The 24,081-nt window shown below is 45.3% G+C and carries 14 protein-coding genes; 2 read left to right on the forward strand and 12 right to left on the reverse strand.

What is annotated here, in order from left to right:
• Positions 1-39: 39 nt before the first annotated feature.
• Positions 40-1,275, reverse strand: coding sequence for an ISL3 family transposase (locus NX722_RS09405; RefSeq protein WP_262563604.1), 1,236 nt, complete (start codon positions 1,273-1,275; stop codon positions 40-42).
• A 599-nt stretch (positions 1,276-1,874) separates the two neighbouring features.
• On the opposite strand from NX722_RS09405, the gene NX722_RS09410 reads away from it, so the two are divergent.
• On the forward strand, positions 1,875-2,060 hold the full coding sequence (locus tag NX722_RS09410) for a hypothetical protein (protein WP_262567763.1): 186 nt from the start codon (positions 1,875-1,877) through the stop codon (positions 2,058-2,060).
• On the opposite strand, the gene NX722_RS09415 is transcribed toward NX722_RS09410, so the two are convergent.
• The 11 genes from NX722_RS09415 to NX722_RS09465 form a co-directional block, all read right to left on the reverse strand.
• Positions 2,037-3,053 carry an integrase domain-containing protein gene (locus tag NX722_RS09415; RefSeq protein ID WP_262567764.1) on the reverse strand — a complete coding sequence of 339 codons (1,017 nt, stop codon included), beginning with the start codon at positions 3,051-3,053 and terminating at the stop codon, positions 2,037-2,039. The genes NX722_RS09410 and NX722_RS09415 overlap by 24 nt on opposite strands.
• Before the next feature lie 731 nt (positions 3,054-3,784).
• Positions 3,785-5,809 carry a protease Lon-related BREX system protein BrxL gene (brxL, locus tag NX722_RS09420; RefSeq protein ID WP_262567765.1) on the reverse strand — a complete coding sequence of 675 codons (2,025 nt, stop codon included), beginning with the start codon at positions 5,807-5,809 and terminating at the stop codon, positions 3,785-3,787.
• A 15-nt stretch (positions 5,810-5,824) separates the two neighbouring features.
• Positions 5,825-8,542: a BREX-1 system phosphatase PglZ type A gene (pglZ, locus tag NX722_RS09425; protein WP_262567766.1), complete on the reverse strand. Its 2,718-nt coding sequence runs from the start codon at positions 8,540-8,542 to the stop codon at positions 5,825-5,827.
• Positions 8,535-9,176, reverse strand: a complete 642-nt coding sequence (locus tag NX722_RS09430; RefSeq protein ID WP_262567767.1) for a retron system putative HNH endonuclease — start codon at positions 9,174-9,176, stop codon at positions 8,535-8,537. Before NX722_RS09430 ends, pglZ begins: the two co-directional genes overlap by 8 nt.
• On the reverse strand, positions 9,173-10,429 hold the full coding sequence (locus NX722_RS09435) for an AAA family ATPase (protein ID WP_262567768.1): 1,257 nt from the start codon (positions 10,427-10,429) through the stop codon (positions 9,173-9,175). Before NX722_RS09435 ends, NX722_RS09430 begins: the two co-directional genes overlap by 4 nt.
• 78 nt (positions 10,430-10,507) lie before the next feature.
• Positions 10,508-14,071 carry a BREX-1 system adenine-specific DNA-methyltransferase PglX gene (pglX, locus tag NX722_RS09440; RefSeq protein WP_262567769.1) on the reverse strand — a complete coding sequence of 1,188 codons (3,564 nt, stop codon included), beginning with the start codon at positions 14,069-14,071 and terminating at the stop codon, positions 10,508-10,510.
• 21 nt (positions 14,072-14,092) lie between these two features.
• The gene (brxC, locus tag NX722_RS09445; RefSeq protein WP_262567770.1) at positions 14,093-17,758 is read right to left on the reverse strand and encodes a BREX system P-loop protein BrxC; all 3,666 of its coding nucleotides are present in this window, start codon (positions 17,756-17,758) and stop codon (positions 14,093-14,095) included.
• A gap of 57 nt (positions 17,759-17,815) precedes the next feature.
• Entirely contained in the window at positions 17,816-18,397 is a 582-nt protein-coding gene (locus NX722_RS09450; protein WP_262567771.1) for a DUF1788 domain-containing protein, read from the reverse strand.
• Positions 18,394-18,993 (reverse strand): DUF1819 family protein, encoded by a 600-nt coding sequence (locus tag NX722_RS09455; RefSeq protein ID WP_262567772.1) that lies wholly within the window; start codon positions 18,991-18,993, stop codon positions 18,394-18,396. The genes NX722_RS09450 and NX722_RS09455 overlap by 4 nt, the downstream gene beginning before the upstream one ends.
• A 143-nt stretch (positions 18,994-19,136) precedes the next feature.
• On the reverse strand, positions 19,137-19,286 hold the full coding sequence (locus tag NX722_RS09460; protein WP_262567773.1) for a hypothetical protein: 150 nt from the start codon (positions 19,284-19,286) through the stop codon (positions 19,137-19,139).
• A 51-nt stretch (positions 19,287-19,337) separates the two neighbouring features.
• The gene (locus tag NX722_RS09465; protein ID WP_262567774.1) at positions 19,338-21,932 is read right to left on the reverse strand and encodes a DEAD/DEAH box helicase; all 2,595 of its coding nucleotides are present in this window, start codon (positions 21,930-21,932) and stop codon (positions 19,338-19,340) included.
• 116 nt (positions 21,933-22,048) lie between these two features.
• Here NX722_RS09465 and NX722_RS09470 point away from each other — a divergent pair.
• Positions 22,049-23,469, forward strand: a protein-coding gene (locus NX722_RS09470; RefSeq protein ID WP_262563791.1) for an ISNCY family transposase whose coding sequence is annotated in 2 segments (ribosomal slippage) — positions 22,049-22,493 and positions 22,493-23,469 — 1,422 coding nt in all. Because the reading frame shifts where the segments join, the coding sequence is not laid out codon by codon here.
• Positions 23,470-24,081 lie beyond the last annotated feature (612 nt).

The raw sequence follows: 24,081 nt of genomic DNA on the forward strand, positions 1-24,081 counted from the left end.
TAAAACAAAAGGTTCTTCCCTGTTTTAAGTGGGTAGTTTTCAACGATGTACGCCAGTGGGGTACAAGTCCAAGCCTCCAAGATGAAAGTAGATCGCTGTCTTATATCTTTCACGGTTTCGAAAGCCACAAGCCCGATTCTTCAAACTCTGAATCTTGCTGTTCACTCCCTCTGCTCGACCGTTATTAGCCTCAAGGACAATAGCGTTGATGATACCCCACAAGTGCTCTTTGACCGTTCTGGCAACTTCTTTTATGGGCTCAAGCCGACATCTCTGCGCCCAGCATAGCCACCTCTTCCAGGCCTTGATTGCCCAAGCTCTGGACTTGTAATTCCATAAGCTCATTGCCATTTGCCGGATGGCCCAGGCGCGAGCTGTTTTAAGTGTCGAGTTTCTCAGTGGTTCGAAGTTATCCCACTGCTCTTCAGACATGTTTTCAGGGTTAGTCAGCCAGTCGTAGCGAGTCCCCTTAAGCAGCTCTACACCTTGGTTTACAAGGGCTTTGTTCTCTTCTATCCGAACCTTGTTGACAGCTTTACCCAGAGACTGAGCAACGTGAAACTTATCAAATGCAATCTTCTGATCTGCGTCTGGAACATTCTCACTGACTGACTTGATGTAAGCCTTGGACATGTCCATCGTCACGCATTCGATCCCCTCTTTATGGTCATAGGGCAGTGTGTCAAAGTACTCGTTGAGACTGTCACTTTTACGGTCATCAGAAACGTGAATAACAACGCCTTGGTCGTGGTCAGTGACCACTGTGACGTATTCATGATGCTTTTGAAATGAGGTTTCATCAACAGCGATTCGTTTTGGTGGCTTAGCATCACGACGAGCCAGTCCTCTCTTCACTGCACGCTGCTGAATACCGTCTATGGCATTCCAACCAAGCTTCATTTGTCGTGCAACTGCCTTCGTAGTTGCCTCCTTTAGCCAGTCAATAACAAGGGCTTCAAACAGAGCTGTATATCGAGAGTCAGATTCAGCCCAGGGCACATTGATGGCTAACACCTTATGCTCAGGGCACTGGGTCCGTGGAACCCTGGCAACTAGAATAGTCTGAAACTGACAGGTATCCAGATGACGCCACTTCTGAGTGATGTGGTCGTAGCCAGAGCAGGGCTTATCGCAAACACTGCATTTGCAGGCCTTTTTACCATTGTGTTCAATGAATACCCGAACCTGTTGATCCTGTAATGACAATTCAACTTCAGAAACGAACCAAGGAGACTCAATACCCAGTATTTGAGAATAGAGTTGCTTATCACGCATCGGTGCATCCTTGCATTGAGTGCTTCAGAATATAATAAATCACCCACTCAAATTGAGGAAGAGCCAAACAAAAAGGCAGAACTTCCCTGCATGACAGAGAGGTTCTGCCATGCAGAAGGCGCAGAGTGTTTTTGACAAGTAATGGCAAGTCAGAAAGCTCATACGTCGTTTGGAACGTCACCTAAGTGACGGGGGAAGACAAGGCAGTGGACAAAGCCATCACCTTATTTTGAAAACCAGCTTTCGCTGTCAGCCTTCAAGCGTATCGAACGACACAGACCATTCAGCCAATCTCCGGAAAAACCACACTGCTGCGAATGCCTGAACTGCCGGGTCAGCAGAGACTCTAACCTGTGTGGCCGAACAACCTTTTCATCATAATCGTCACTGGCTTAACCCTGGGGGGGTGAAAGCCGGCTCCTGATGAGCAGGTAAAAGGAGAATTAACTATAGGACAGAGGAACAGATATTCAATGCAGTTTGCTGTGCCAATGAAGCGAACTTTTTCTACCGGAAAGAATCAGACATTGGATACAGTTCTAAAAACTGTATGTGATACACTCAGGATTCATAAAAAAGAGGCTATTAAGGAGAGCATCATGGCTAAATCCAAACGAAAACGCCCTGCTTCGGCAGTGCTGAAACTTATGAGTGACCCCATGTTCAGACAACGCAGGGAGAAGCTTAAAACCCGCTACAACCGTAAGGAAAAACACAACGGACGGTCTGATTCAAGGTCGTACCAGAAAGCATTGAGCGAATCAGTGCTTCCTCGTGCGGCTTGAGTCAGCCTTTCTGTTTTTACGGCTTCCTAAATACGCTGACACTACATGAATGCGGTTGTGGCCTAACTGTTTTACAATGGCTTCTCTGGCTTGTTTATCTACATTTTTATCGGGAATACGATCATCCCTGAAAACGGGTGCCAGACAGCCGGTTAACTGCTGGTATTGCTCACAGGCAAAAGCCGCTCGCAGGTCATGGCGATTATTCAAGCCATATTTCTTCAGTACAGGGCCACTGTGCATTCTTACTAAAGCCAGAAAATCCTCAATACGCTTTCCTTCAGGAATCAGGTTTCTGCCACTTCCCTGTAATCTTGCAGCCTGTGATAAAGCGATATGCGCAGAGTCTGATACCGGAACAAAACGCTCTGCCCTGGAAGGGCTTGTCGCTGTTGATTTACCACGCCCACCCTTGGTACCCAGCTCAATATCAATCTTCCTGTTCTCATGGCTTTGCTGCAGAGCTTTCTGGCAATCCAGCAGAACCGCTTCTCTGGAGCGAAGCCCAAGTTCACGACACAAACCCAATACCGCAGCAATGCGCTCCCGCCCCGCCATGATTAATTCAGCCTGAGCCTGTGCCAGTTTTTCGCGGCTTAACTCCGGTGCTTCGGTACGAGCTTTCTCACGGTTGGCCTGCAAAGCTTCGGAGGGATTGATTCGAATATCATTGTTATTCCGTAATGCTTTCATGACCACATTACAGGTCGATAACAAATTCTGTGCCGTAGCCACTGACAACGGTTTGCCCTGCCCTTCCAGCCTTGCCCGCAGGTAGAACGCATAACGCTTCAAAGTCTGGTTGTTTATCTGGTGGGCTTCCCGAATATTCTGGGTTTTGCTCCAGGCGCAAAACTGCTTCCACCGCTGAGTATGGGTTGCCACAGTACAAAACTGATCTGGCATCATTTCTCTGAGCGCATTATGTCCAGCATAAGACAACTGTCTGCCAAAGCCGAAATTATGGTCGTTGCGTGTTAAATATTGAGGCACAAAAGTATCCCTCCACCCATCTCTTTATCAAAAAAGGGGCACACTGGAAAATCAGTCCCATAACCCTAATCTAAGTTCAATGCGAAGCCACATCACGCAGTGGCCAAACGGGACAACCTGTAACGCAAGGGTTGCGGGCAGTGACGCTCATTGCTCCAGAGAGCTGAGCCTTGCTGATGCCAGCAGCTGAGGCGATGGCTGTTATAACCAATTCTAAAAATTAGCCGGGTTTAGCGAGTCGCCTGCTTATAAAAAAGTCCATCACACATCTGAAATTGCCGATAGAAGACGCTGGTCGATCTGTAGGGCACGGATACCAACGGATCCAGAGAGGGTCTCTCGAAACGGCTTTTTGAAAATGCACTGCAACCGAATTTAAGCACGCCTTTTCCTGTGACCCGATGTAATGGGAGATGAAAAACACAGGTATCAGCACTCTGAAAAACGAGCAGCAATAGAGACAGGTCAATCTGACAAGCAAACCAACCCTAAAGCCAGAGCGATTAAGCCCTGACGGTATCGCAGCAGGTAATCTGCTGAGCAGAAAGACTCGCGAAGAGTGGTGGGTGCCTCACGGCAAAACTCTTTCTGCATCAACGTCGTCGAGGGTAAATTGCAACCCTCTCCTTAAATTGCAGAAAGTAAATTTGCCATGCAAAAACAAATTACTCATGGCAAATAGCAGAATCGAAATTATACCTTAAGTTGGATTTTTTTCACCTATTCAAGCGTTAATCCGCCCCAAGAGCCTTAAAAATCGCATCCACTGGATCAGAATAAAAGCTTGTTTGAAATTTTGCGAATAACTCTCCGGGTACAGTAGGGATATCAGCCACGCTGGCCATTGACAGAAGAATCCGTTTCGCCCCAGCATCCAGTGCAATTTGCAAGCATTCAGCTAAATTTTCAACAGGAATAACATTTCCACCAAGGCTCATGTCCCCGAGGATAACCAGCTGGCTTTGCAATGGTCTTCCGAGAAGCACCGAACTGAACGCTATAAAGTTAGCCATCGCTGTTTGAGTAGATGGTCCAGTATTATGTAATTCAACACAGTGAAGGTGATATTCATGATCTGCAAATTTTGCCGATGCACTGACTCTGGAAACATTCGCCCGAAAGTAGTCAAACCCTACTTTCACTGCTTCTTTAGCAGGCGCATTAGAACCAAATCCTGATGTTGTGTGCTTGCCATTGCCAGGCGTCATCTGGGTTTCTAGTCGATACAATCCTCGATGACCACTGCTGCCAACTCCTACAGTATGAACAACGCCTGGCTTCATAGCATCCTCAGGAATCAGCTTACTTCCACCTTGTTCAGGAATCCCCACAAACACTTCATCCATTGATTCCTGTTCCAGGTAGCTAAAATGCACATCATAAAACTCCATGCCACCCAGCTTTTTCAGCTGTTCCTTAACCCTTCGACGAGCTTCCAGCGCATACTTTAAGCAACGCTCAACAGCTTCTTTATCAAAAGCCTCGTTTGGATACAGTAGTTTCAACAAGCCAGATACAGTCTTCTTAACTGCAATAGTGTCCCTCTGGTTGAGGTCTCTTCCCAGAGTGAAATGCCTGTAGATCGAATCAGAATAATTTCTTTTACGCATTTCCCGGAAGAACTCAGCAAGATAGTCAACAATCAATCCATACTGGTCTGTAAAAAATTCAGGCCGCATCTTAGGTATTTCCCAGCCAGGGATATAAGCATGAAAACGATCAAAGAATGCAGTATCAATCATTGGGGCTGGAAATGGCGCTAATAAATGACTGGTCTTAACCAGAGTATCTACAGACTGATTGATATTACCCACAAACACCATAGATGCATTGGCACTTATAGACTCCCTTCCACGACTGAAAGCACCATTTGCCATAAACCCTTTCATAATCTGGATGCCGTCTTTGTCTTTGAAGTTAATACCGGCAACTTCATCAAAAGTAACAACATCCCATAAACCCACCAGCCCAACTGAACGGCTGCTCATATTGTAAAAGAGATTTGCTACTGTCGTCTGTCCTCCCGAGACCAGAATACTATTAGGACTGATATCCTCGTACATATAGCTCTTACCCGTTCCTCTGGGACCAAGCTCACAAACATTGTAGTTATTCTCAACAAACGGAATCATGCGCGCCAGTAGGTGCCACTTTGTCCTCTCATCAAGATTAGTCGGCTCCATTCCTGTTGAACGCACAAGAACATCTATCCACTCTTCTTCTGAGAAAGCATCCCGCCCTTTCAGCAGTCCGTCCATGTCCATAGTTGGCATCTGGATCGGCTTAAGCTGAGAAACTGAAAAAGGAGAATCTTTTTGATTCTCTTCGTGGAAATACTCTATGGTAATAATGCACCAGATGCCTCCTGCTAACAACTTGTCAAACTCTTTGACTTTGCTGTCGGCAATAAATACACCCCGTAACCCAAGATTGCTGAGCGCTGCCTCATACCGGTCTTTTTTTTCATTAAGCCGGACTGTGACCTTATCGATGATCTTGTAAACACCACTCTCGCGAATTTTCGACTTAATTCGTTCCGCTTCGTCTGGGCGAACATAGTTATCAGAAAGAATCTGCTTCACCCGAGCCAGCCCTTCCTGAATCAATTGCTCATCACTGGACGAGCAGTACATCCCTAACAGGTACTCAAGAACATAAACAGGAACATTCGCCCCTTCGCGAACCAACTTTGTCAGATCCTTTCGGACAATTTTTCCCGGAAAATGTTCTATCAACAGGTCATCAGTCTGGCTCATTAAAAAACTCCCTGATCAAAAGTCATCAAAAAAAGCAATATCTATCAGCACGGGCTGTGACATGACTTCAGAGCGTGTATCTGCTTTTTCCAGAACCAGATAATATTGGGCTTTCCGGTCAAACTGCAGAGCCTTGAGAGTAAAGCGAACTCGTTTTTTTCGCTCATCCATAGAGGCAGATGCACTATCAAAAGTAAGAATTTGCTGATCAGATACTGCCTTTCCGGAGCTGTCCCGGATTTCAGCTCGCAGAGAAACAGCTTTTACTTTTTCGCTGACCACACTGGCTTGCAGCATAGTGAAGTAATGGGTCGGAGTCGTGATCCTGTGGTTATCGCCCAGAATAACAACATCCACATCGGATACTCTCTGTTTATGGGCTGACTGACCTCGTTTAAGGCGAGCTTCGATAACTGGCACCACGGTTTCCTGAGCCAGTAAGCCGCCATGAACAAACCTGGCTCCCCCTTTGAAGTGAAAGCGTTTAACTCCCTTGGGAAGAACAAATTCTTCAGGACCAGATACTCCCGAGGTAATCGACAGTTTGCCATGGTGAACCTGATCATCCACGTCAATACCCGTGCCAATCAGATAGCGTTTGTTCTCTTTGATAAGCATTCCGGAAGACATGGATGCCGGGCTTTTGTCCAGTTCTGAAACTTTGCTTGTCTGATAGATAAAGCCATGATCAGAGGTAATAAATACTTGGGTACCATTCCAGCTATTCACTATTTTATTTACCAGCGTTTTCAGTTCCTCAACTGTCTGACGAACGGCTGCAAATGCTTCCTGCTCTGTGGCTTCCTTGTCACCTTTAGCATCAATAGCGTCATGGAAAATATAGATAACCCGGCTATCTTTGAAACGTTCCCGTCCCATAGTCTTGTTGAGCGATTTGGTTTCCTCAAAATCAAGAGCACAACCATCAAAAGCAGCCAGAACCCTGTTTCTCTCTTCGATGCTAACGCAATTCGCACCGTCAACTTTAACCGTGCTATCAACGAAGCTGATGGTATCTTTTCTCGGTAACAGGGCTGCCTTACCCAGTGCAGTATACGACGGCAACACACCAAGCTGGCTTGACAGTTCTGATTGAACTCTGGATATACCAGCCAGATGATGATTCAGCTCATGAGCTACTTCATAGCGCATGGCATCGCTGACAATAACAAATATCTTCCGCTTGCTATCTTTAGCCAGCTCCGTAGCCACTCTCTCTTTAAAGAAATTAAACTGGTTTGGAATCTGTGGCAGCGTCCATCGTGACAGAAACTCTCCACCAAAGTGACGATCCCACTTCAAAGCAAAAGGTGCCATAAAGGTATTCACATAGGTGTTCTCAATGGTTTCTGTCAGCTGAGTCAATATGCCCCAGTGAGTGACCTGATCGGCATTTTCCCTGTAGATACGGTAATGCATGTCACAGAAGAAATACTGATTCTCATAAGCCTGATACAAATCCGCCGGACTGTCAGATGTATCATTCTTGAAATCTTCTACCGCTGTCAGCAGATTAAGAGCAGCATCAAATGCTTTGTAAACAGCACGAAACCCTTGATGGGTATCATTATTGGATACAGGTGATGCCCAATACCCCTCCAGCCTCTGCTGAACCATATTTTTCAGGGCACCAGCGGCAAGTCTTGGGTGTTCCAGAGTATTGTCCTGCAGAATGCGATCCCTGAGTACAGAGGCAATATACCGTTCAACCGCAGCAAAGGTTTTTGCATCCACCAGATGCTCTATCTCCAGAGAAGCCAGCAAACTGTCGATATTCAGCTCTTTTTCAACCCAGCTTGAGAGTTGATTATAACTACCCATCCAGCTTATAGAATCTCGCCAGGCCGATAACGTAACCACGGTATTATTGGTTGCCCTTGATCCTTTCAGGATTTTAGATTCAAGTGCTGTTGGTATGGATGTCAACGCGGAGTAATTAAAGTCAGAGACCATCAAACAGCAGAGCAAGTGCGCCAGTTTTGGTACTTCTGCATCATAACTGAACTCCTGAGCAACCAAAGCCCAGAAAGCATTCTCAAGGCCGAACTTGCATAAGTCATTCCAGCCCTGGGGCATAACCTCCCAGTTAATGTCTTCAGCTGACTCAAACTGTCCGGAGAACAGGTTATACAACTGGGTTAACAGACTAACGATATCGTAGCGGTCTGAATTTAGCAGAACGCCTAACATCTTCTTTTCCAGCTGGGCATGATCATCCCGCACATCCAGAACTCTTTTGAGCTTCTTTATCCGCTGCCTGTTTTTGAAAAAACTCCGATGTTTTTCAATAAAATCCCTGACTGCCTGCAATGCCAGCTGTGATTCAGGCTTAAGTCCAAGTTCCTCAAGCATTAATGCCGCAAAACCCACGGCAACTTCATCAGAATAGAGCCTTACATCCAGCAACCAGTCGTTCCTGGGTTCTGGTTTGGCCTTTTCACTGAATAACAAAAAGGGCTGATCAGGTTCATCGATTTCTATACGGGTTTTCACACCCAGCATAGGTTCGTTATCCAGCCTGATCAGGGCAACATCAGGCAGATGAGTCATAAGCTCATCCAGTTCATCGGCATACACCCGATCGGTATCGTGCCAGAAAACCAGCCTGTGGCTGGAAAAACGACGCTGAATATCTTCCAGCACTTTCCCGGTAGACCCACCTTTGCTGCTGCCTGCAATGCTGTTGCCTGAAACAAGAGCGTTTTTGCGCTCGGGGCTGATAGACTTATCCACTCACTCTCTCCGCCTGTAGTAGCAGGGCCTGCTCCTGCCTCAGCCGATTCACAACCACCTGAGAAAAAGGCTCCAGCTGACCATTATCATCCGCTGAATTATAGAGCTCGATATACTCTTCTATATCTTCCAGCTTTAAATCGTCCTCAAACAACCCGGAGCCCGATAGAGCCGCTTTACGCATATTTCTCAACTTCACAATATTCAAATTCAATACATCAATACTGGTGTCAGCGTCCTGATCATCTTCTACCGAGGCAACGTAGCCATTGGAGCGGAAAACAAACCGCTCTTCACAATCATCCTGTAAAGGGGTCACTGGCAATGGCCGACTGCCTTTGGCGTGACCACAATGTTCCTGCCGTGGCCCACCATTACAGGATGCCAGTAAATTACTGAACTCCAGCTGGAGTTTCTTGTGTTTATTCTGGTCAAGCACATGTTCGATATGCGTTGAATCCAGTTCAACACGAATGCCACAGTAGCAACACTGCCCCAGCTGATCTCCTATCAACTGTTGCTTAACCTCGTTATAAAGCGGCTGGTTAGCCACGAAGTTTTTATAGGTAGCACCATTACAGCCTTTGTACGCATTAAAAGCAGCAGGGGCAGCCGACTTTTTGATATGTCTCATCGACCCAGTTTCTCCCTGCGTTTCAACAGGATGCCGGCACGGATCAACTCAGGATCGTTACCAATCAGTGTCTGCAACTGATTCAGCTGTTCCCTGGCTTCAGTCGTCTTATTCTCATCCAGCAACAAAAATAAATGATCCAGCTGCTCACGAACCGAAAGCGTTCTGGAAGAGGCGTCCATAACCTCTTCCAGAAGGTCAGAGGCATCCCGTCCATAAACAGCCTCTGCCAGTGGCAGAATGGGAGGTTGCTCATGAATATTCAGGGCATAAACAGCCGCATGCTTCGCATCACCCAGCACTTGAGGGGAATGAGTGGTTATCACAAACTGGCAATTCGGAAATGTGCTTTCCAGACCCGGCACAATATTTCTTTGCCAGCGGGGATGCAGGTGCAGTTCAATCTCGTCAATCAGTATGATGCCTTCGCCCTTTAAAGGGCTTTGACCTGTCGGATTTGCCAGAGCCAACCGGCGTGCAAGGTCGCCGACCAGTGCTAACAGGCATTTCTCACCATCAGAAAGCTGATTAATAACAATGGTTTTGCCAGCTTTTTCTGCCAGTAACCGTGGCTTGTGCTCTTCCCGGTCAATTCTTAGTCCGGAAAGCTCTGGCAGGAACGCGGTAATCGCAGCACGAACCGACATCAACTGGTGATCCTGATAATCAAAATCCTTGAGTTTCAGACGTTGTTCATTTTCCAGGTCTTCACGGTTACGGAACCACTCAAAGAAGCTGTTAAAGCTGGACGCTTTGGTAAAGGCATTAGAAAAAGCGTCCAGCTGATCATAACGCTTACTTTTTGGCTCCAGCTTCGCTTCAGTGACCGAGCGATTGACAGGGTAGTAAGCCACCAGCGGTAAAGCGGTGTCGCGCTGTTCCGTCAGTTGCTGTCGAAAATGCAATGCCAGGGCAGACACATCGTCCATAATGCTCTTTTCAGAACCTGTACGCCCCAGTCGTTTTTTCACCCGCGACCAGAGTACGTCCTGACCATCATGAGTCAGGCATAACTCAACCAGTGCCGTACTTTCATCATTGAGGATATCCGTGTCATCCATTCTGTTCCCGGATGACTTTTCGCTGCGAATACGTGCAGGCAGCCAGGACAGCATCATTCCGATGGCTTCCAGCAGGCTGGTTTTACCGGAACCGTTGCCACCAATAAAAATCAGTGTCTGGGCGTCGGGCAGCGACAGTGTCAGGTCTCTGAAACCCCGAAAATTCTTTAGCTCAACGGACTTAAGTTTCATAGTGCCCGGTTCTCCTTAGTAAAGTGCCGGGAGTGGCAGTACTCCCGAACACATCATCCTTGCCTTTAACAGGAAAAATTATGACTTCTTGCCGGTAATTTTTTTCTCTTCCGCCAGCAGACCGGGGAAGCTACCGTAATTCACCTTAACACCCTGATCGAGATCCAGTTCAATTTTCTGGTCCGCATAATGGCGCAGGTTCTCGTCAAAGGTTTTCAGCTCCACCTGCTTTTCCCGCCAGAGTTTCAGTTTGCGGTTAATCTGGCTTTTCCGGGCGGCATTGTCAGCACTGGCCAGCTCACGATCCAGCTGATCAATCTGGTCACGGAGTCGTCCCTGCATGGGTACAACATACTCCATCCGCATACGGGAAAGCGTGCTCTCGTTGTAACGATGCAGGTAAACCAGCCCCTCAAAGGCTTTTTTCTTTCCGCTGGAGAACAGCCAGTAGATTGGGCGGTTTCTATAGGTTTGCAGATGGTCTTTAAAGAAGTCTTTGGCCATATAACGACGAATACTGTCCATCGCTGTTTCATTGGCTTTGCGCCCCAGGGCATCGGCAATAAAACTCAGGTTCTCGGATAACGTCTCTTCACCCCAGACGGCTACCAGAAACTCACGGAGCTTAAGGGAAAAGTCCTGGTCAAAGGCCAGTTCTGACTCATCACCAAGAGGCACAATACCATCTTCATCCGCAGGGAAAGTAGCATAGGCTGAGGCATCAAATCCTTTGTTGCCACTGTTGGCGTAGACCAGACCGGGCTGATCCAGAGAGTAGCGTCCCATCAGGCAGCCAAGCACATAGGACAGAAGCTCTTTGACTGAGTCTGTCTTGAACAACGCTTCACGCTCTTCACTGGTGAGAGTTTTGTTCTTTTTGTCCGGGTAGCGGTAGGCCGGGTTTTGGGTCAGGGTAATCTGGTGTTCAGGAACATCTGCTTCCAGTTCATTCTGTAAGCCATAGGCATCGATAAAGAGGCGGTTGTTTTCCTCTTCTAACCTTATCATTTCAGCAATCTGTTGCTGACCATGATTTCGCCAGTTGTTGTATGAGGTTTCTGTATTTTGATCTTTGAGATTACCAAAAATCCAAGGAAGCTTTTTAAAATCCCATGAGGTTTCATAGGAATCCCAATCATCTTTAGTGTATTCAGTAAGCTGAATGCTTTTCGTTTTTTCAGGAAACTTTAATACTGGAATCTGTTTGATGTTACCAACTTCAAAGCTCAGATTGGGACTAGTAAATGAAAGTAAACTTGCAGCTACTTTACTATTTAGAAAGGCAAGTGCATCTTGAAGATCAAGCTCATCAGATGAAAAAATCCCAGGCCCTTTATGGCCAAAAATCTGCCCTTTAGGTTGATATCTGAACGAAGGTATTCCTCCTGAAATCAATGACCATGCAATCATTTCTTTAAAATAAAAGGCCATATTCTTTATTGTTCGTGTCGCACTCCCATATAAGGAAGAGGCGTAGTGAATTACGTCAGCACCATCACTTTCCCAGTTTATCAACAAACTGTTATTACCATACCAACGTCTCATGCTTCCTCCTTTAACAAAAGGAAACCATTTGGCATTTTTCTTCTTTTCTTCTTTCTCTGCTGTACATGCTCTCTGGTTATCAACTTCAAACCAGTGACGTAGAAATCGCTCGTCATCACTTGTAGCAAGACCCTGCCGTGGTGCTGACTGTTCACCCAGAAGGTCACCAGTCATAAATACTTTTAAAAAGTTTTTGCTTGCCCAATACGCTACAGGACTTCCTGAAATATTTTGGAAGTCATCTTGTTTAAGATGGTCGAATTGATATTTTCGCTCTAATAACGCCTGCCTCTTTTCCTGAGCATCACCTTCAATCAAGCGGAAAAATACTGGTGTAAATTGGTCAAAATGCTGTTTACCAAGAACCCAGGCTGTAGTTTGCACTACCTCTCCTGAAATTGTTTCAAAAGCACGCGCACCAAAGTGAGCCATTGTAATAATGGTTCTTTGAGTCAGCAGTTCTTCTCGCATTTTTTCAAAGCTGGATAGGAACATCCAAGACTGCATATTGACCTGAGCGTTATAACCTTCTTTTTTTATCAGAGAAAAACCATGTTCCATAAACATGGCAAACAGGTCTGACTTACTATTTGAAAACTTTCTTGAAGCGAAATTTTTCAACTCGGGATTGAGCTTATTCATATAAGGCGGATTAGCAATCACCGCATCATACTTCTGCCCCAATACCCGAGCCTGAGCCACTAACAGCTTCAGTGCCTCCAACTCCGGCTTTTCGAACAGCTCCGCTGACAGCAGACATTCATCAATCTGCTGCTCCATGGCTTCCAGCTTCTCAGTCAGCTCACCGGGCACAGTCAACAGAGAACCGTAGGTTTTGCCGTTATGGAACGTATCCAGCAATTCATCCAGCCCATCTATGGCGAAACGCTGAAGATGAGAAGGATGAACCGCATTACTTTCGCCTACTGCATGAAGGTTCAGTTTCACCGGCTCATCACTGCTCCGCAGCCGGAATATACGACGATTGTCTTTTCTAGCTTTCATCATCAGGGCAAAGCCCGCCAGCTGCACGGCACGCTCATCGATATCGAGACCAAAGAGGTTTTTTTCCAGTATCAGACGAGGGATTTCGCGGTCATTGTAATGGCATTTCTGATAGATCGCTTTCAGCAGCTCATAGGCTTCCACCAGAATATGACCTGAACCACAGGCAGGGTCGAGCACCCGAATGGTTTCAGGGTCGATTTCTTCAGGCGTCATGGCAGCCAGCTGTTGCTGAACAGCTTCGCTCTGTTCTGCCGGTTCAATATAGAACGGCATTTCGTCTTTCAGGTCTGATTCCGGATTGCTCATCAGCCATTGACGACCAATGGAGTTCTGTACCAGATATTTTACAATCCAGTTCGGCGTGAACAGCTGGGTGACCGCAGGAATTTCATCTTTCTTATAGGCTTTTTTCGCCTTCATCAGCTGGGCTTTGCGATCAGAAATATAGAACTGATAGAGCCAGCCAATGGCTTCCACTTCTTCCAGGCTGGATTCCGGCACTTCGGTGACCAGCTTGCGAATCAGGGAGTCGCTGTGCAGCAGGTTATCCGGCAGCAGCAGTTCGGTGTCGTCGTCCAGCTTTTCAAACAGGAAAGGCATCACCTTGTTCAATTCCTGACACTGCGCTTTCAGAATCAGGGCGTACAGGGCCTCACTGTCGTTATTGTCCTGAAGTTCCAGCGCCTTGCGGAAATCAAGAAACTCCAGTTCATCTTCCAGCTCCGTGACGTGTTGCAGAATCTCTGGCTCATCATCTACTGTATCACTGTGCAGAACATGGTAGCCATGTTCCAGGTAGCCATGAATTTCCATATAACGAATAGCCACCAGCCGGTTAAACCAGGTATAAGCCACCTGCTCCATAACCTGCTGAAAGCCATCCCGCCGGATACGGTCTATCAGTGCACGACGCTGCCCTACAATCTGCCGGGGAAAGCTGACACCGTTGATGATAACCACATCACCGGTTTCCTGAGTATCAGCGATCTTTTTCTCTGTCAGGCCAAACTTTTCCGCTTTTTCGCTAACAGCTTTAATAAAATCGATCCGCGCCTGTGGCGCGTATCGTTCAAGGTGTCTTAATTCCATGAGTGTACTACTCCCGATCAATTAACGAATACGGATGCGCTTGCCATTGGTCAGCGCGGTTTCCAGTTCAGTACGTAGCGTCTTCAGAAAATCATCCACGGCGGCCTGGTCTTCCAGAAACTGTCCGGGTTTTAACAGCTGGCTGACGGTCACTTCCTGACTTGGTTTGAGTCGCACAACGGGTTTTGGTTTCGCTGGTACAGGTTTGGGCGCAGGCTTCCCTTCTTGCTCCGCTTTGCGTCTGGCTTCTTCCTCAGCCCGCTTTTGTGCCTCTTCTTCAGTCTTGCGCTGTTTTTCCTGTTCCTGCTCAAGCTTGTCCAGAGACTCCTGAAACAGATCATCAGCACCTTTCGTGGAAGCGTATTGCATATGGGCAACAGAAGTCTGCTGCTCAATAGTTCGCCTTTGTTGCTGCAAACCGTAGAGGCACTTGTTACGCAATATGGCATCGGCATCAGCCGTATCCAGCTGCTGCTCCATGGCGGCGATCAGCGTGTCCACTTTGTCCAGTGCGGTATTACGTTCACGCTCAACCAGTGTCAGGTTAAATTCATCAACGGTAGTGATAAGCGCAGGAACTGTCTTTAATCGCTTGAAGGGTTTGTCATCTTCACGAATTTCCTTCAGTGCCTGCAACGCTTTGGCTGCAGAGTCATCATTCAGAATATGCTCTTTGTTTGGCTCTACTTTCTTCAGAAGGGCTTTCAGACTATCCCAGCCTGTTTTCTGGGATTTATAGAAGTTGTGCAGGTCGTGGATATGATCTGAAGTATCGAGCAACTCACTTTCATTATCGTTGAAAACTTCAAAGAAACGAATGGTTTCCTTGATATCCAGCAGAGGTTCAACCACCACCAGACTGCCGTCAATGATCTGTCCGCCGGGGTTACCCTCATTTGCCAGCAGCCTCCAGGATTTCAACTGGCTTTTCCAACCGGTCAGTAATCGTCTGATATCATCAAACAGTTCCTTCTCGGACGCTTTCAGCTTCTCTTCAAAGAGATCCATGGCCAGCTTGCGGGCGTTCTTCAGAACTTTTTCATCAACCCGTTTGCATTTTCTGACTTCGAGGTACTGCCACTGACTGGTTTTTACCAGCAGATTTTCCAGCTGCTCATGGGTTGCAGGCTCTGTGCCTTTAAGGATTTCGATTTCACCCACATGAACCAGTCGGGCAAACAGCAGTGCTGTTTCCATTTCTGGCCAGCCATAAGGCAGCCCGGCAAAGTTTTCGATTTCCTGCTTGAGAACGGTTCTTTCTTTTCGGATTTCACGATTTTTCAGGCGGTTACGAATTTCCTGCAATGCTTTTTCGTTGGCTTCGCCCGTGGCTCCCAAGGCCAGCTGATCCGCTCCGGTTGGATCACGGCGCAGAGTGTCGCGGATTTCTTTTGCGGTATCGTTGTTGGGGCTGAGCGTATCCAGATAGCTCAGTTTGTTAAAGCGATTCTGGATAAAGTAGGTGAAAGCTTCTTCCAGTATCTCTTTTGGACGGCTCTGCTTTAAGCTGAGTTCTTTTTCAGCTGCATAGCAGGTAGCCTGTGACATCATTTCTTCGAGGCTTTCCCGAAGCACTTTTTCCTGCTCTGCCAGATCAGCCTGCAGGCGATCACGCACCATTTTTGTCGAAGGTTTGGAATTGGAGTGATCTCGCCCAAGGTAGCTGCGGGTTTGCAGGCTCTTCATCATGTCGTCAAATAGCCGTTCATTGTTCGGCAGTCTGAGCAATACGGCTTCCATGCTGTGAACCCTGCAGCGTCCGGCATCACTCCATAACCCATAATCTTCAAACAGGGGTGACACCACCTGAATGGTCAGAGGTCGATCTTTAGCTGAACCTTCGTAATGACCATCACAAATGCGGTTGTATTCAAAAATCTTGCCGTTGGCTTTGTACATGTAGCGATTGTTGTCGCTCAGTATTTCACTGAACAACAGGCTGGCAAGACGTTTATTGATTTCACCATCATCCAGCTTGATCCCCTTGATCTCGTTAGCAATGTCACGCTCTTCATTGGTCAGGAAGAAGTATTCATTACCAGTACGGCTGATCAGGGTTTCTTTTTCCAGTCGTTGCAGGGACTGCTCAATCTTGCGGCGAAGCACAACCAGGTCAGCATCAATCTCATCAATAGAAAGAGATATCAGATTATTGATGGTTCCCGGTATTTCATCTACGTAACGAATCAGGAACAGGGTACGCAGCAACTGGGTATCGAAAGGGTCTTCTTTCAGAACATCATCAGCACTACTAACAGTCGTTGTTACAATAGTGTTCAGTGTATTTTCAATGGCAGAGTAAAAACGCCATAGAGGCATCAAGACACCAACAGATTCGTCCTTAACAGACTGGGCTGCACGCTGGAAGGCACCAATCAGTGAACGCTCTCCACGACTGGTTTGCCCACCCGTCATTTTGACATCACGCAGCCGTTCGAAAATCTTTTGCACCAGTCCGTACTGGTAGGGCACGAAAGGATAATGGGCTGTGAATTCTATTTCACCCTGGTAATTTTTCAGGGTCATTTTCGCATCAGTAAAGCTGAGTTGATGACGAAGAATATCGCCCTTGTCGTTGAATATTTGTTTCAGCTCATTCTCAGGTTCTGCTTCTTTTTCCAAAAGGCGATGTTGAATAACTTCGTCGGTACGGGTGCTGCCAAGAGACATTCTGGTGGCAAATCGCCCCTGGATTTTAGAGAAGTCTTTGTCTTCTTTATCTTTAAGGGCTCCGATTACTGCACTCATATCTTCCTGGGCAGTCACCATCACCCATGCGCGACCGCCACAGTATGTACCCAGATTCTCAACCACAGTTTGCAGGTTCAGCATTAAATCCGAATCACTGCCTACAAACTGGCTGATTTCATCCACGAGAAAATAGATACGCTCATCAGGGCCTTTGCTATCCAGGTAGTCCCGAACATCCTCGGCAAATTTTTCAGGCGTCATGGCAAAGGAGTTATCACGGTTATTCAACCAGTGCTCCATAATGTCTTTGTCCTGTTCCAGAACATTGGCCAGAGCCTGTGAAGCCTGCTTGCTTTTAAACCGGTATCCTTTTCGCTTATCCTTCCAGCTCTCACCACCAGTAATACGGGCAAATTCGTCCTGAAATGCCTGGTACAGCCCCTGCTGTTCCAGTTGGCGCTCTATGGCGGCGATATGAGGAAAGTCCCCACTGTAACCACACACCTTATCGTTAAAAACATTAACAAACACTTTGAGCAATGCATCCTTACCCTTCTTGGCATCGGATTTACTGTCAATGTTAAACAGAACTACGTTACCGCTGGCCTGCCCCATTCTCTTGATGTTGTCCATTACCAGAAAAGGGTTATCCAGACAGCGGGGCTTGGTTTCAAAAAATTCCCAGGGCCTTTTGGTTTGACCTTCGTGAGTAATTTCAGCATTGCCAAGGAGATAGCTGATGATTTTCAGCAAGTGAGACTTACCGGAACCGAAGAAACCGGTGATCCAGACACCATTTTCATTTTCAGCCAGTTTCGGGTTGTCCAGCGATGGTATAAAGTTCTGGAAAAAGCGATCCAGCTCTTTAACTATCTCGGTTGTTACAACGTATTCGTGCAGTTCCTGCCATACGGTTGCATCTTCCGTTTTATCCGCTTTGACGACATCATTGATTTTTCGTTCGATGTCTTCTTTAAACAGTTTTTTAATAACCATAGAGATGCCCTCCAAGGCAATATTCCATGAACTTCAACGACAGAAACTCTGTACTGTTCACGCCAGTAGACGATGGGAGTGGTAGTGAGGTGACTCTTCAAACTGATTTAACAACTTGAAGCTATGTTCGTTGTACTCACCCGGAAAAAAGAGTACGACAGTTATCTTTTTAAGGTGAGACTGGAGGCTGCTCAACAGCGAATGTACACAGATCAGGGGGTATGCACTCCCCACCCCATGAAGCAGGAGCAGGTTGCTGGCCGAGTCTTCCAGTTTATTGGCTATGCGCTCAGCCAGGTATTCGGAATTCACAATGCCTGCTAACGCTTCTATCAGTTCCTCATCACCATCTTCAAGTTGCAGATCAAGTGCTCCGTCATAAAAGCCCTCAGACCGTAATTCTTCGATAACAACCTGAAAAATATTCAGACTCTCGGGAATAACCTCCCCATCTTCTGTTCTTTTGGGGAGTTTGGTCATTAGTGTGTTTTGTATGTAATGACGAACCTCCAGTTCACAGGCTGGGTCATAGTCAAAAACATAATAAGGTTCCTGAGAGCCCCGCCCTCTGCCACCAGCAAATGATTCTTTCTTGATGGTGTGATACAGCTCACTGAGCAAGTTCTGAATATCACTCATGACTCAAACACCTTCATCGTACGCAAGATGGCTTCATCACCTTGCTTCTTAAGATATTCACCAACTGAATGTTCAATCAGCACTGGCTGCAGAACAGGCTTCCGAGTGTCATTGATATAGCCGGATTCTTGCAGGATGCTGAACACAGCAGTACCAATTCTAGCCACAGTACTGTCTGCCCATGGTTTCATTTCCGGATCTCGGGCATAGCAACTTTCCAGAAAGCCACGCCAGCGATGCCTTGGAAGTTCCAGATTACCTAAAGCAACTTGCGGCTTGATCAAGAGTTCAATAAAGTCTCTCAGAATGCTGCTGTACTTGAGGGTCGCTGCAAGCAGGATTTGCAGTGCTACAGCATGATTCCCCTGACTCACCATAACTAAACCCCGATCATCAAGGGTTGCCAGTCGGCTCCTTAGAGCATTTGCATGTCGTTTGGCTGTAGCCGGATTGCCTAGCATCAGCACATTGTCACGCTGAATAGCCTGTTGCCACTGCTGCCCTGAAACTTTCTCAAGCATTAGTCGGGCTACAGCTCTGGCTTCAGTCAACTTGAGGGATACAGAAGCCAGGTCAGCACTGTATTTCTGGTTCATATTGCACTATTCCCAATATTTATCTGGAGAGGTTAGCACAAGATTTTTGAAATAAAAAACAGGATCTCACCAGATAAGTGAGATCCTGTTTTTTTGTTTTTAATGAGATACGATTTAGCGGTACTTAGCTATGTCTTTGCTTTTCATTTCCCAATAATCAACTCAAGCGTTATGAAAGGTTCACCAGAGCGGTGTTTGTCAGCAATGGTGGGTCTGTCGTGGAGCAGGTAATCCAGTATGGATAAGCCGCTTTCCTCAGGATGGGTTCCCTGGGTTGGCTGTCCCAGCTGCATCTGATTGAAAAACACCGCATTCTCTATTGAACTGGATTTTTTTCATCATTATCAAGTTAGATCGATTAGCATATTTGAGTTCCTCAACCTGCATAAATGATCATCAATTTGATAGTTAGAAGGAATAACAAGAGTAAGGTCAAACTTTGCACGACTCAGGATAATATAAATAGTATTTTCTGTCATTGTTTCACATAATATCGCAACTACGACGGGATACTCACGACCAGCTATTTGGTTGGCATTAAGAACTACTACATCCACGTTATCGTTTGTTTCATCAGAAGACACTTTATACCCTTGACCTGATAATACACAAATAATTTGTTTCTGAGCCTCTTCATCATTACAAATAATTGCCAACGGAAATTTATTAAGAAAACCATCTACAATAAATTTCAACTTCTCGTCAATGGTTTTACATAAATATTTTTCATCAACTACAGCTGGAACATCGAATCCTTTTTGATTGTCAAAATAGTCAGCTTCTAAATCTTCAATAGGTTTATCAAGCAGAAGCTGCCTGTAATTATAACTCAGATTACCCAACTCATAAGTCTGTCTGAAATTATGTCTGAGTTTAAAGATGGACTGTACGCCATTAGAGTAAAAACCTGTTTTATTACGAAGATTTGACCATTTTCCTAAGCCCATCGAGTTTTCTCTCTGAGCTTCATCTCCAGCAAGAATTATTTGCTTTGAGTAGCAACTTACCAACTCAATAAAATTAACTGGGACATCCTGAGCCTCATCAATAATAATACTTTGGTAGTTAGCTTTCATGGAGTTGACACCTAAATGCAGCCCCATCATCTTTCGATGCAATTCTGACTTTGCAACTAATGCCTTATCAAAAAATACTGATTTTAATTTCAGCATGGCATCATCAAATAATTGATTAAGTTTTGAAAGTTGTTTATCTAATCCGAGATAGACAGAATTATCATTAACAGCAGCTATCTTTTTCTTAGACAACTCCTTTTGTAAAACCTCCTTATGCCCCTCCATATTTTTGGCTATATTTGTTTTTATATAGTCCCCAAGCCTATGAATTTTATCCCCTTTGTCAGTACCGGACACTGTTTCTCCGAGACCCTGAAATCTCTTTTCAATACTTTTTAAAACTGTAACATACAGAGATTTACTATCATCACCTGAAGCATTATAGAGTCTTTCTACATCCCTATACTCCTTAATTAACTTTGCTATTTCTTTATTATCTTTCTGGTCAAACTCCAAGTTTTGTCGATATTTTATCTTACTCTCAAAAGCGTTCTCTTTCTCTTCATGAGAAAGCATTTTTTTATCAAACCCAAACTGTTCCTCGATATCAGCCATAATTTTTGATACACATTTCGATCGTTCAGCATCAGTTCTTCTTATATCATCACATAATTGACAATAGTTATTAAAATATGGCTTTATAATTGAAATATCTACCATCGAATTTGGCAAATAGTCAACATCATCCTGAGTCGGTTTCTCTTTGTTCAGAAGTTCCTCTACAGCTGATCTCAATGTACCTGAGAGTTCTTTCGTTTCATCCAAAACTTCTAATGATACACTGTTGAAATCATCTCCAAGCTGAGAGTAGAGAAAACCCTTAACAGAGTTCAGGAAAATACCATGCATCCCCATTTCCATTAACAATTCTTTAAATGGATCAATCAATCCATCGTGCTTCACAAGTATCATAAGGCTTTCTTCTTTAATGCCTTTTTGAGAAGTCATGATCAGCAGCTTTTGTAATAGAGATGTTGACTTACCAGTTCCTGCCGGTCCATCAATTATATAGTCGCCGTCTGCATAAATTGCTCTAATCTGACTTGGTGTAGGTATGACCTGTTTCATTCTCATAAAATTTTCTGCATCAATTTTACGAGAGATTTCTGATGAATCGTTAGTCAACGTTTCTGATGCACTGGAAAAATATGAGCGCCCTCTTGGTGTCAAATATGTTACATCTGTCAGATCATTTCTATCTGGCTTATAATCACCTACCAAATTAACTGCACCATAATAGCCTCTATCTCCAACTTCTACGCTTAATATGTCATAAGCTAAATAATGGTGCCAAGGCAAATGCCTTGCAAACCCCTTATGTAGACCCTTGATAGTACTCAAATCTTGATGGGATACTTTGGTGATGTAGTAATCTCCTTTTTCAGTCTGAACTCTTCTGAAAAAAGGCTTGTCTAAATAATTCAAGTGAGTAAGTAAATCAACGTTTAATTCTTCTTCTATCTCTGAAAGAGGGCTTTTAACGCGTGAATTTAAATCTTTTATTGGATTTTGTTTTTTATACTGATCTCTCAAACCAAAAAATTCTTGAATACTGAAAAAATCTTGATTGATTTCAGTTCCGAAATATGATCTGTACAAATCCTCTGCACTTGTATAGTCAGCATTTCTGAGAGCATAAATTACTTCATCTTTTTTCTCCTTAGGCGTTTTAATACCACCTTTTAAAAATTTAAATTCAGGCCTGCTAAATTCAACTGGAAATTGATCAGATAGTTTTATAACCAAAGATTCATAATCTGACGAACTTAATTGGCCTTCAGCCTTGCTTAACCAGTTTTTTGCCCCCTCGTAATCTTTATATTTTTCAAGACAGCCAGAAATATTGATAAAATAGTTCGACATAGATATTGTTAGTCCTTAAATAGTGCCTGTCCGAAAACCCTCAAGCCCTTGAAAAACACAGCCTGAGGCCAAATATAATACTCGAAGATTTTCCCAGACAGGCTGTTTTCGAGTTTATGCGTCAAACCATTAATCCACAAATGCAGTTGGGCGAGGTTGATATCTCCGCCATCACATTCAACCCCAAGTCCAGAGATGATATTCCCCGGCTTTTGCGGGGCTTGCAGCACATATGGGTTACACCTGATCTGAGAGAGCAGGTCTTTCAAGTTCTTGAAAGTATGATTCCTGCCAGCAGTAATAATGGTCGTCCCGGTATGGATCTCTGGAACATACTGGTGTTTGGCACCCTGCGGCTGGTCACTAACTGTGATTATGACCGTCTTCAGGAGCTGGCCAATGAACACGGCACGCTACGGAAAATGCTTGGGCACGGTCCTTACTGCACGCACTCTTATCATATCCAGACATTGCAGGATAATATCAGCCTGTTCACGCCCGAAATACTGGACCAGGTAAACCAGATTGTCGTGGCAGCAGGCCATCAACTGGTTAAAAAAAAGATGAGCCGCTATATGGCCGTGCCGATTCGTTTGTAGTCAAGACCGATGTTCATTTTCCCACAGACATCAGCCTGTTAAACGATGCCTGTCGTAAGGCTATTGAGTTTGCGTCCACCCTGGCTGGCCAGTACCAGTTACCAGCGTGGCGTCAGCGGGAATACCTGAAAAAACAGCATCGAAAGCGCTATCACAAGGTGCGGAATCTGAAACATTCCGTTGCTGCCTGCGAGTTTAAACAGCGGTCACGTCAGCACGATATTGAAACGGCACACCTTGAATACATTAAGTACAGTCTCGACATTATCCGCAAGGCAGAAAGCACAGCTGCCCTGGTAGAAAAAAGCGCCCCCGATGAGTCTGCGCTGGAGAATCTCAAATACTACATTGCCCACAGTCGTCACCAGATTAATCTGATTTATCGTCGGGTGATCGAGCATCAGCAGATTCCTCACAGCGACAAGGTGTTCTCGATTTTTGAACCCCACACAGAATGGATCAGCAAGGGTAAAGCCGGAGTTCCTGTAGAGTTGGGGTTGCGGGTATGCGTACTGCAAGACCAGTTTGGCTTCACGCTGAATCACCATGTGATGCAAAAGCAGACAGACGATCAGGTTGCAGTGCCTATCGCAAAAGGAGCAAAACAACGCTTTCCCATGCTGAGCCAGGTCAGTTATGACAAAGGGTTCTGGAGCCCCGCCAACCTTGAGGAACTTGATGGCTTTCTGGAACGAACCATTCTGCCGAAGAAAGGCAGGCTTTCCGCAGAAGACAAAAAACGAGAGCACCACCTTGAGTTTACCCGGGCAAAAAGAAAGCATTCCGCCGTAGAGTCTGACATTAATGCTCTGGAAGCCAATGGCCTCGATAAATGTCCGGACAAGGGCATTGATGCCTTCAAGCGCTATGTTGCCCTTGCGGTTGTGGGTGGCAACCTGAAGCGCTTGGGCAGGATTTTACAAGAACGGGATTTTTAGCCCTACTGACAGCAGTCTTTTGCCGTCCGAAATTTGATCATGGGTGCATGAGGGTTCTGCACGTTCGTAAAATGGCAGTTTTGGCTATTTTGCAAGCACTTTGATCAAGAAGTGCCCTATAAGCGAGACTCTGATAATGCTTGCGGAGCAGTTCTACTGTTTGATGAATGTCAGTGACTCAATTTTCATAGGTTTTCTGACAGGCACTAAATATATATTTCTAAAATAGTTAGATTGATACAAATTTTAGCTTAGATGGTTATATTAACAATAATAAAAACACAAAATTTCTTTATAAGCTGTAAGCAGTTAGGCTCTCCACTGTCGAATCTGATCTGAAAAGTCTGCTTACCTTCTTCCATGTGGTGTGGCAGTCATGCTATTCAGTAAGTGATAGTAACTGCTTAGAATTTGTAGGCAAATATCGTCTTTGATTAGCTACAGCCCAGTAAAATCAGGGGGTGCATTCTCAAAACGTACACATTTGCCTACAAAAAACGAGCAGTTAGAAGTGATAGGTGTATAAACAATATCAATTGTATAAAACTACTTGTCGCTATTATTGTCAACTCAATTTTAACCTGCACACCTATTTGTATATTTATACAGCAT

This window comes from Endozoicomonas gorgoniicola, assembly GCF_025562715.2.
In the GTDB taxonomy this organism is placed as follows: domain Bacteria; phylum Pseudomonadota; class Gammaproteobacteria; order Pseudomonadales; family Endozoicomonadaceae; genus Endozoicomonas_A; species Endozoicomonas_A gorgoniicola.

What these genes read in the sequence shown, in the direction of transcription:
- NX722_RS09405 (WP_262563604.1), bottom strand. Translation starts at nt 1,275, where the DNA reads ATGCGTGATAAGCAACTCTATTCTCAAATACTGGGTATTGAGTCTCCT.
- NX722_RS09410 (WP_262567763.1), top strand. Translation starts at nt 1,875, where the DNA reads ATGGCTAAATCCAAACGAAAACGCCCTGCTTCGGCAGTGCTGAAACTT.
- brxL (WP_262567765.1), bottom strand. Translation starts at nt 5,809, where the DNA reads ATGAGCCAGACTGATGACCTGTTGATAGAACATTTTCCGGGAAAAATT.
- NX722_RS09430 (WP_262567767.1), bottom strand. Translation starts at nt 9,176, where the DNA reads ATGAGACATATCAAAAAGTCGGCTGCCCCTGCTGCTTTTAATGCGTAC.
- NX722_RS09435 (WP_262567768.1), bottom strand. Translation starts at nt 10,429, where the DNA reads ATGAAACTTAAGTCCGTTGAGCTAAAGAATTTTCGGGGTTTCAGAGAC.
- pglX (WP_262567769.1), bottom strand. Translation starts at nt 14,071, where the DNA reads ATGGAATTAAGACACCTTGAACGATACGCGCCACAGGCGCGGATCGAT.
- brxC (WP_262567770.1), bottom strand. Translation starts at nt 17,758, where the DNA reads ATGGTTATTAAAAAACTGTTTAAAGAAGACATCGAACGAAAAATCAAT.
- NX722_RS09450 (WP_262567771.1), bottom strand. Translation starts at nt 18,397, where the DNA reads ATGAGTGATATTCAGAACTTGCTCAGTGAGCTGTATCACACCATCAAG.
- NX722_RS09455 (WP_262567772.1), bottom strand. Translation starts at nt 18,993, where the DNA reads ATGAACCAGAAATACAGTGCTGACCTGGCTTCTGTATCCCTCAAGTTG.
- NX722_RS09460 (WP_262567773.1), bottom strand. Translation starts at nt 19,286, where the DNA reads ATGCAGCTGGGACAGCCAACCCAGGGAACCCATCCTGAGGAAAGCGGC.
- NX722_RS09465 (WP_262567774.1), bottom strand. Translation starts at nt 21,932, where the DNA reads ATGTCGAACTATTTTATCAATATTTCTGGCTGTCTTGAAAAATATAAA.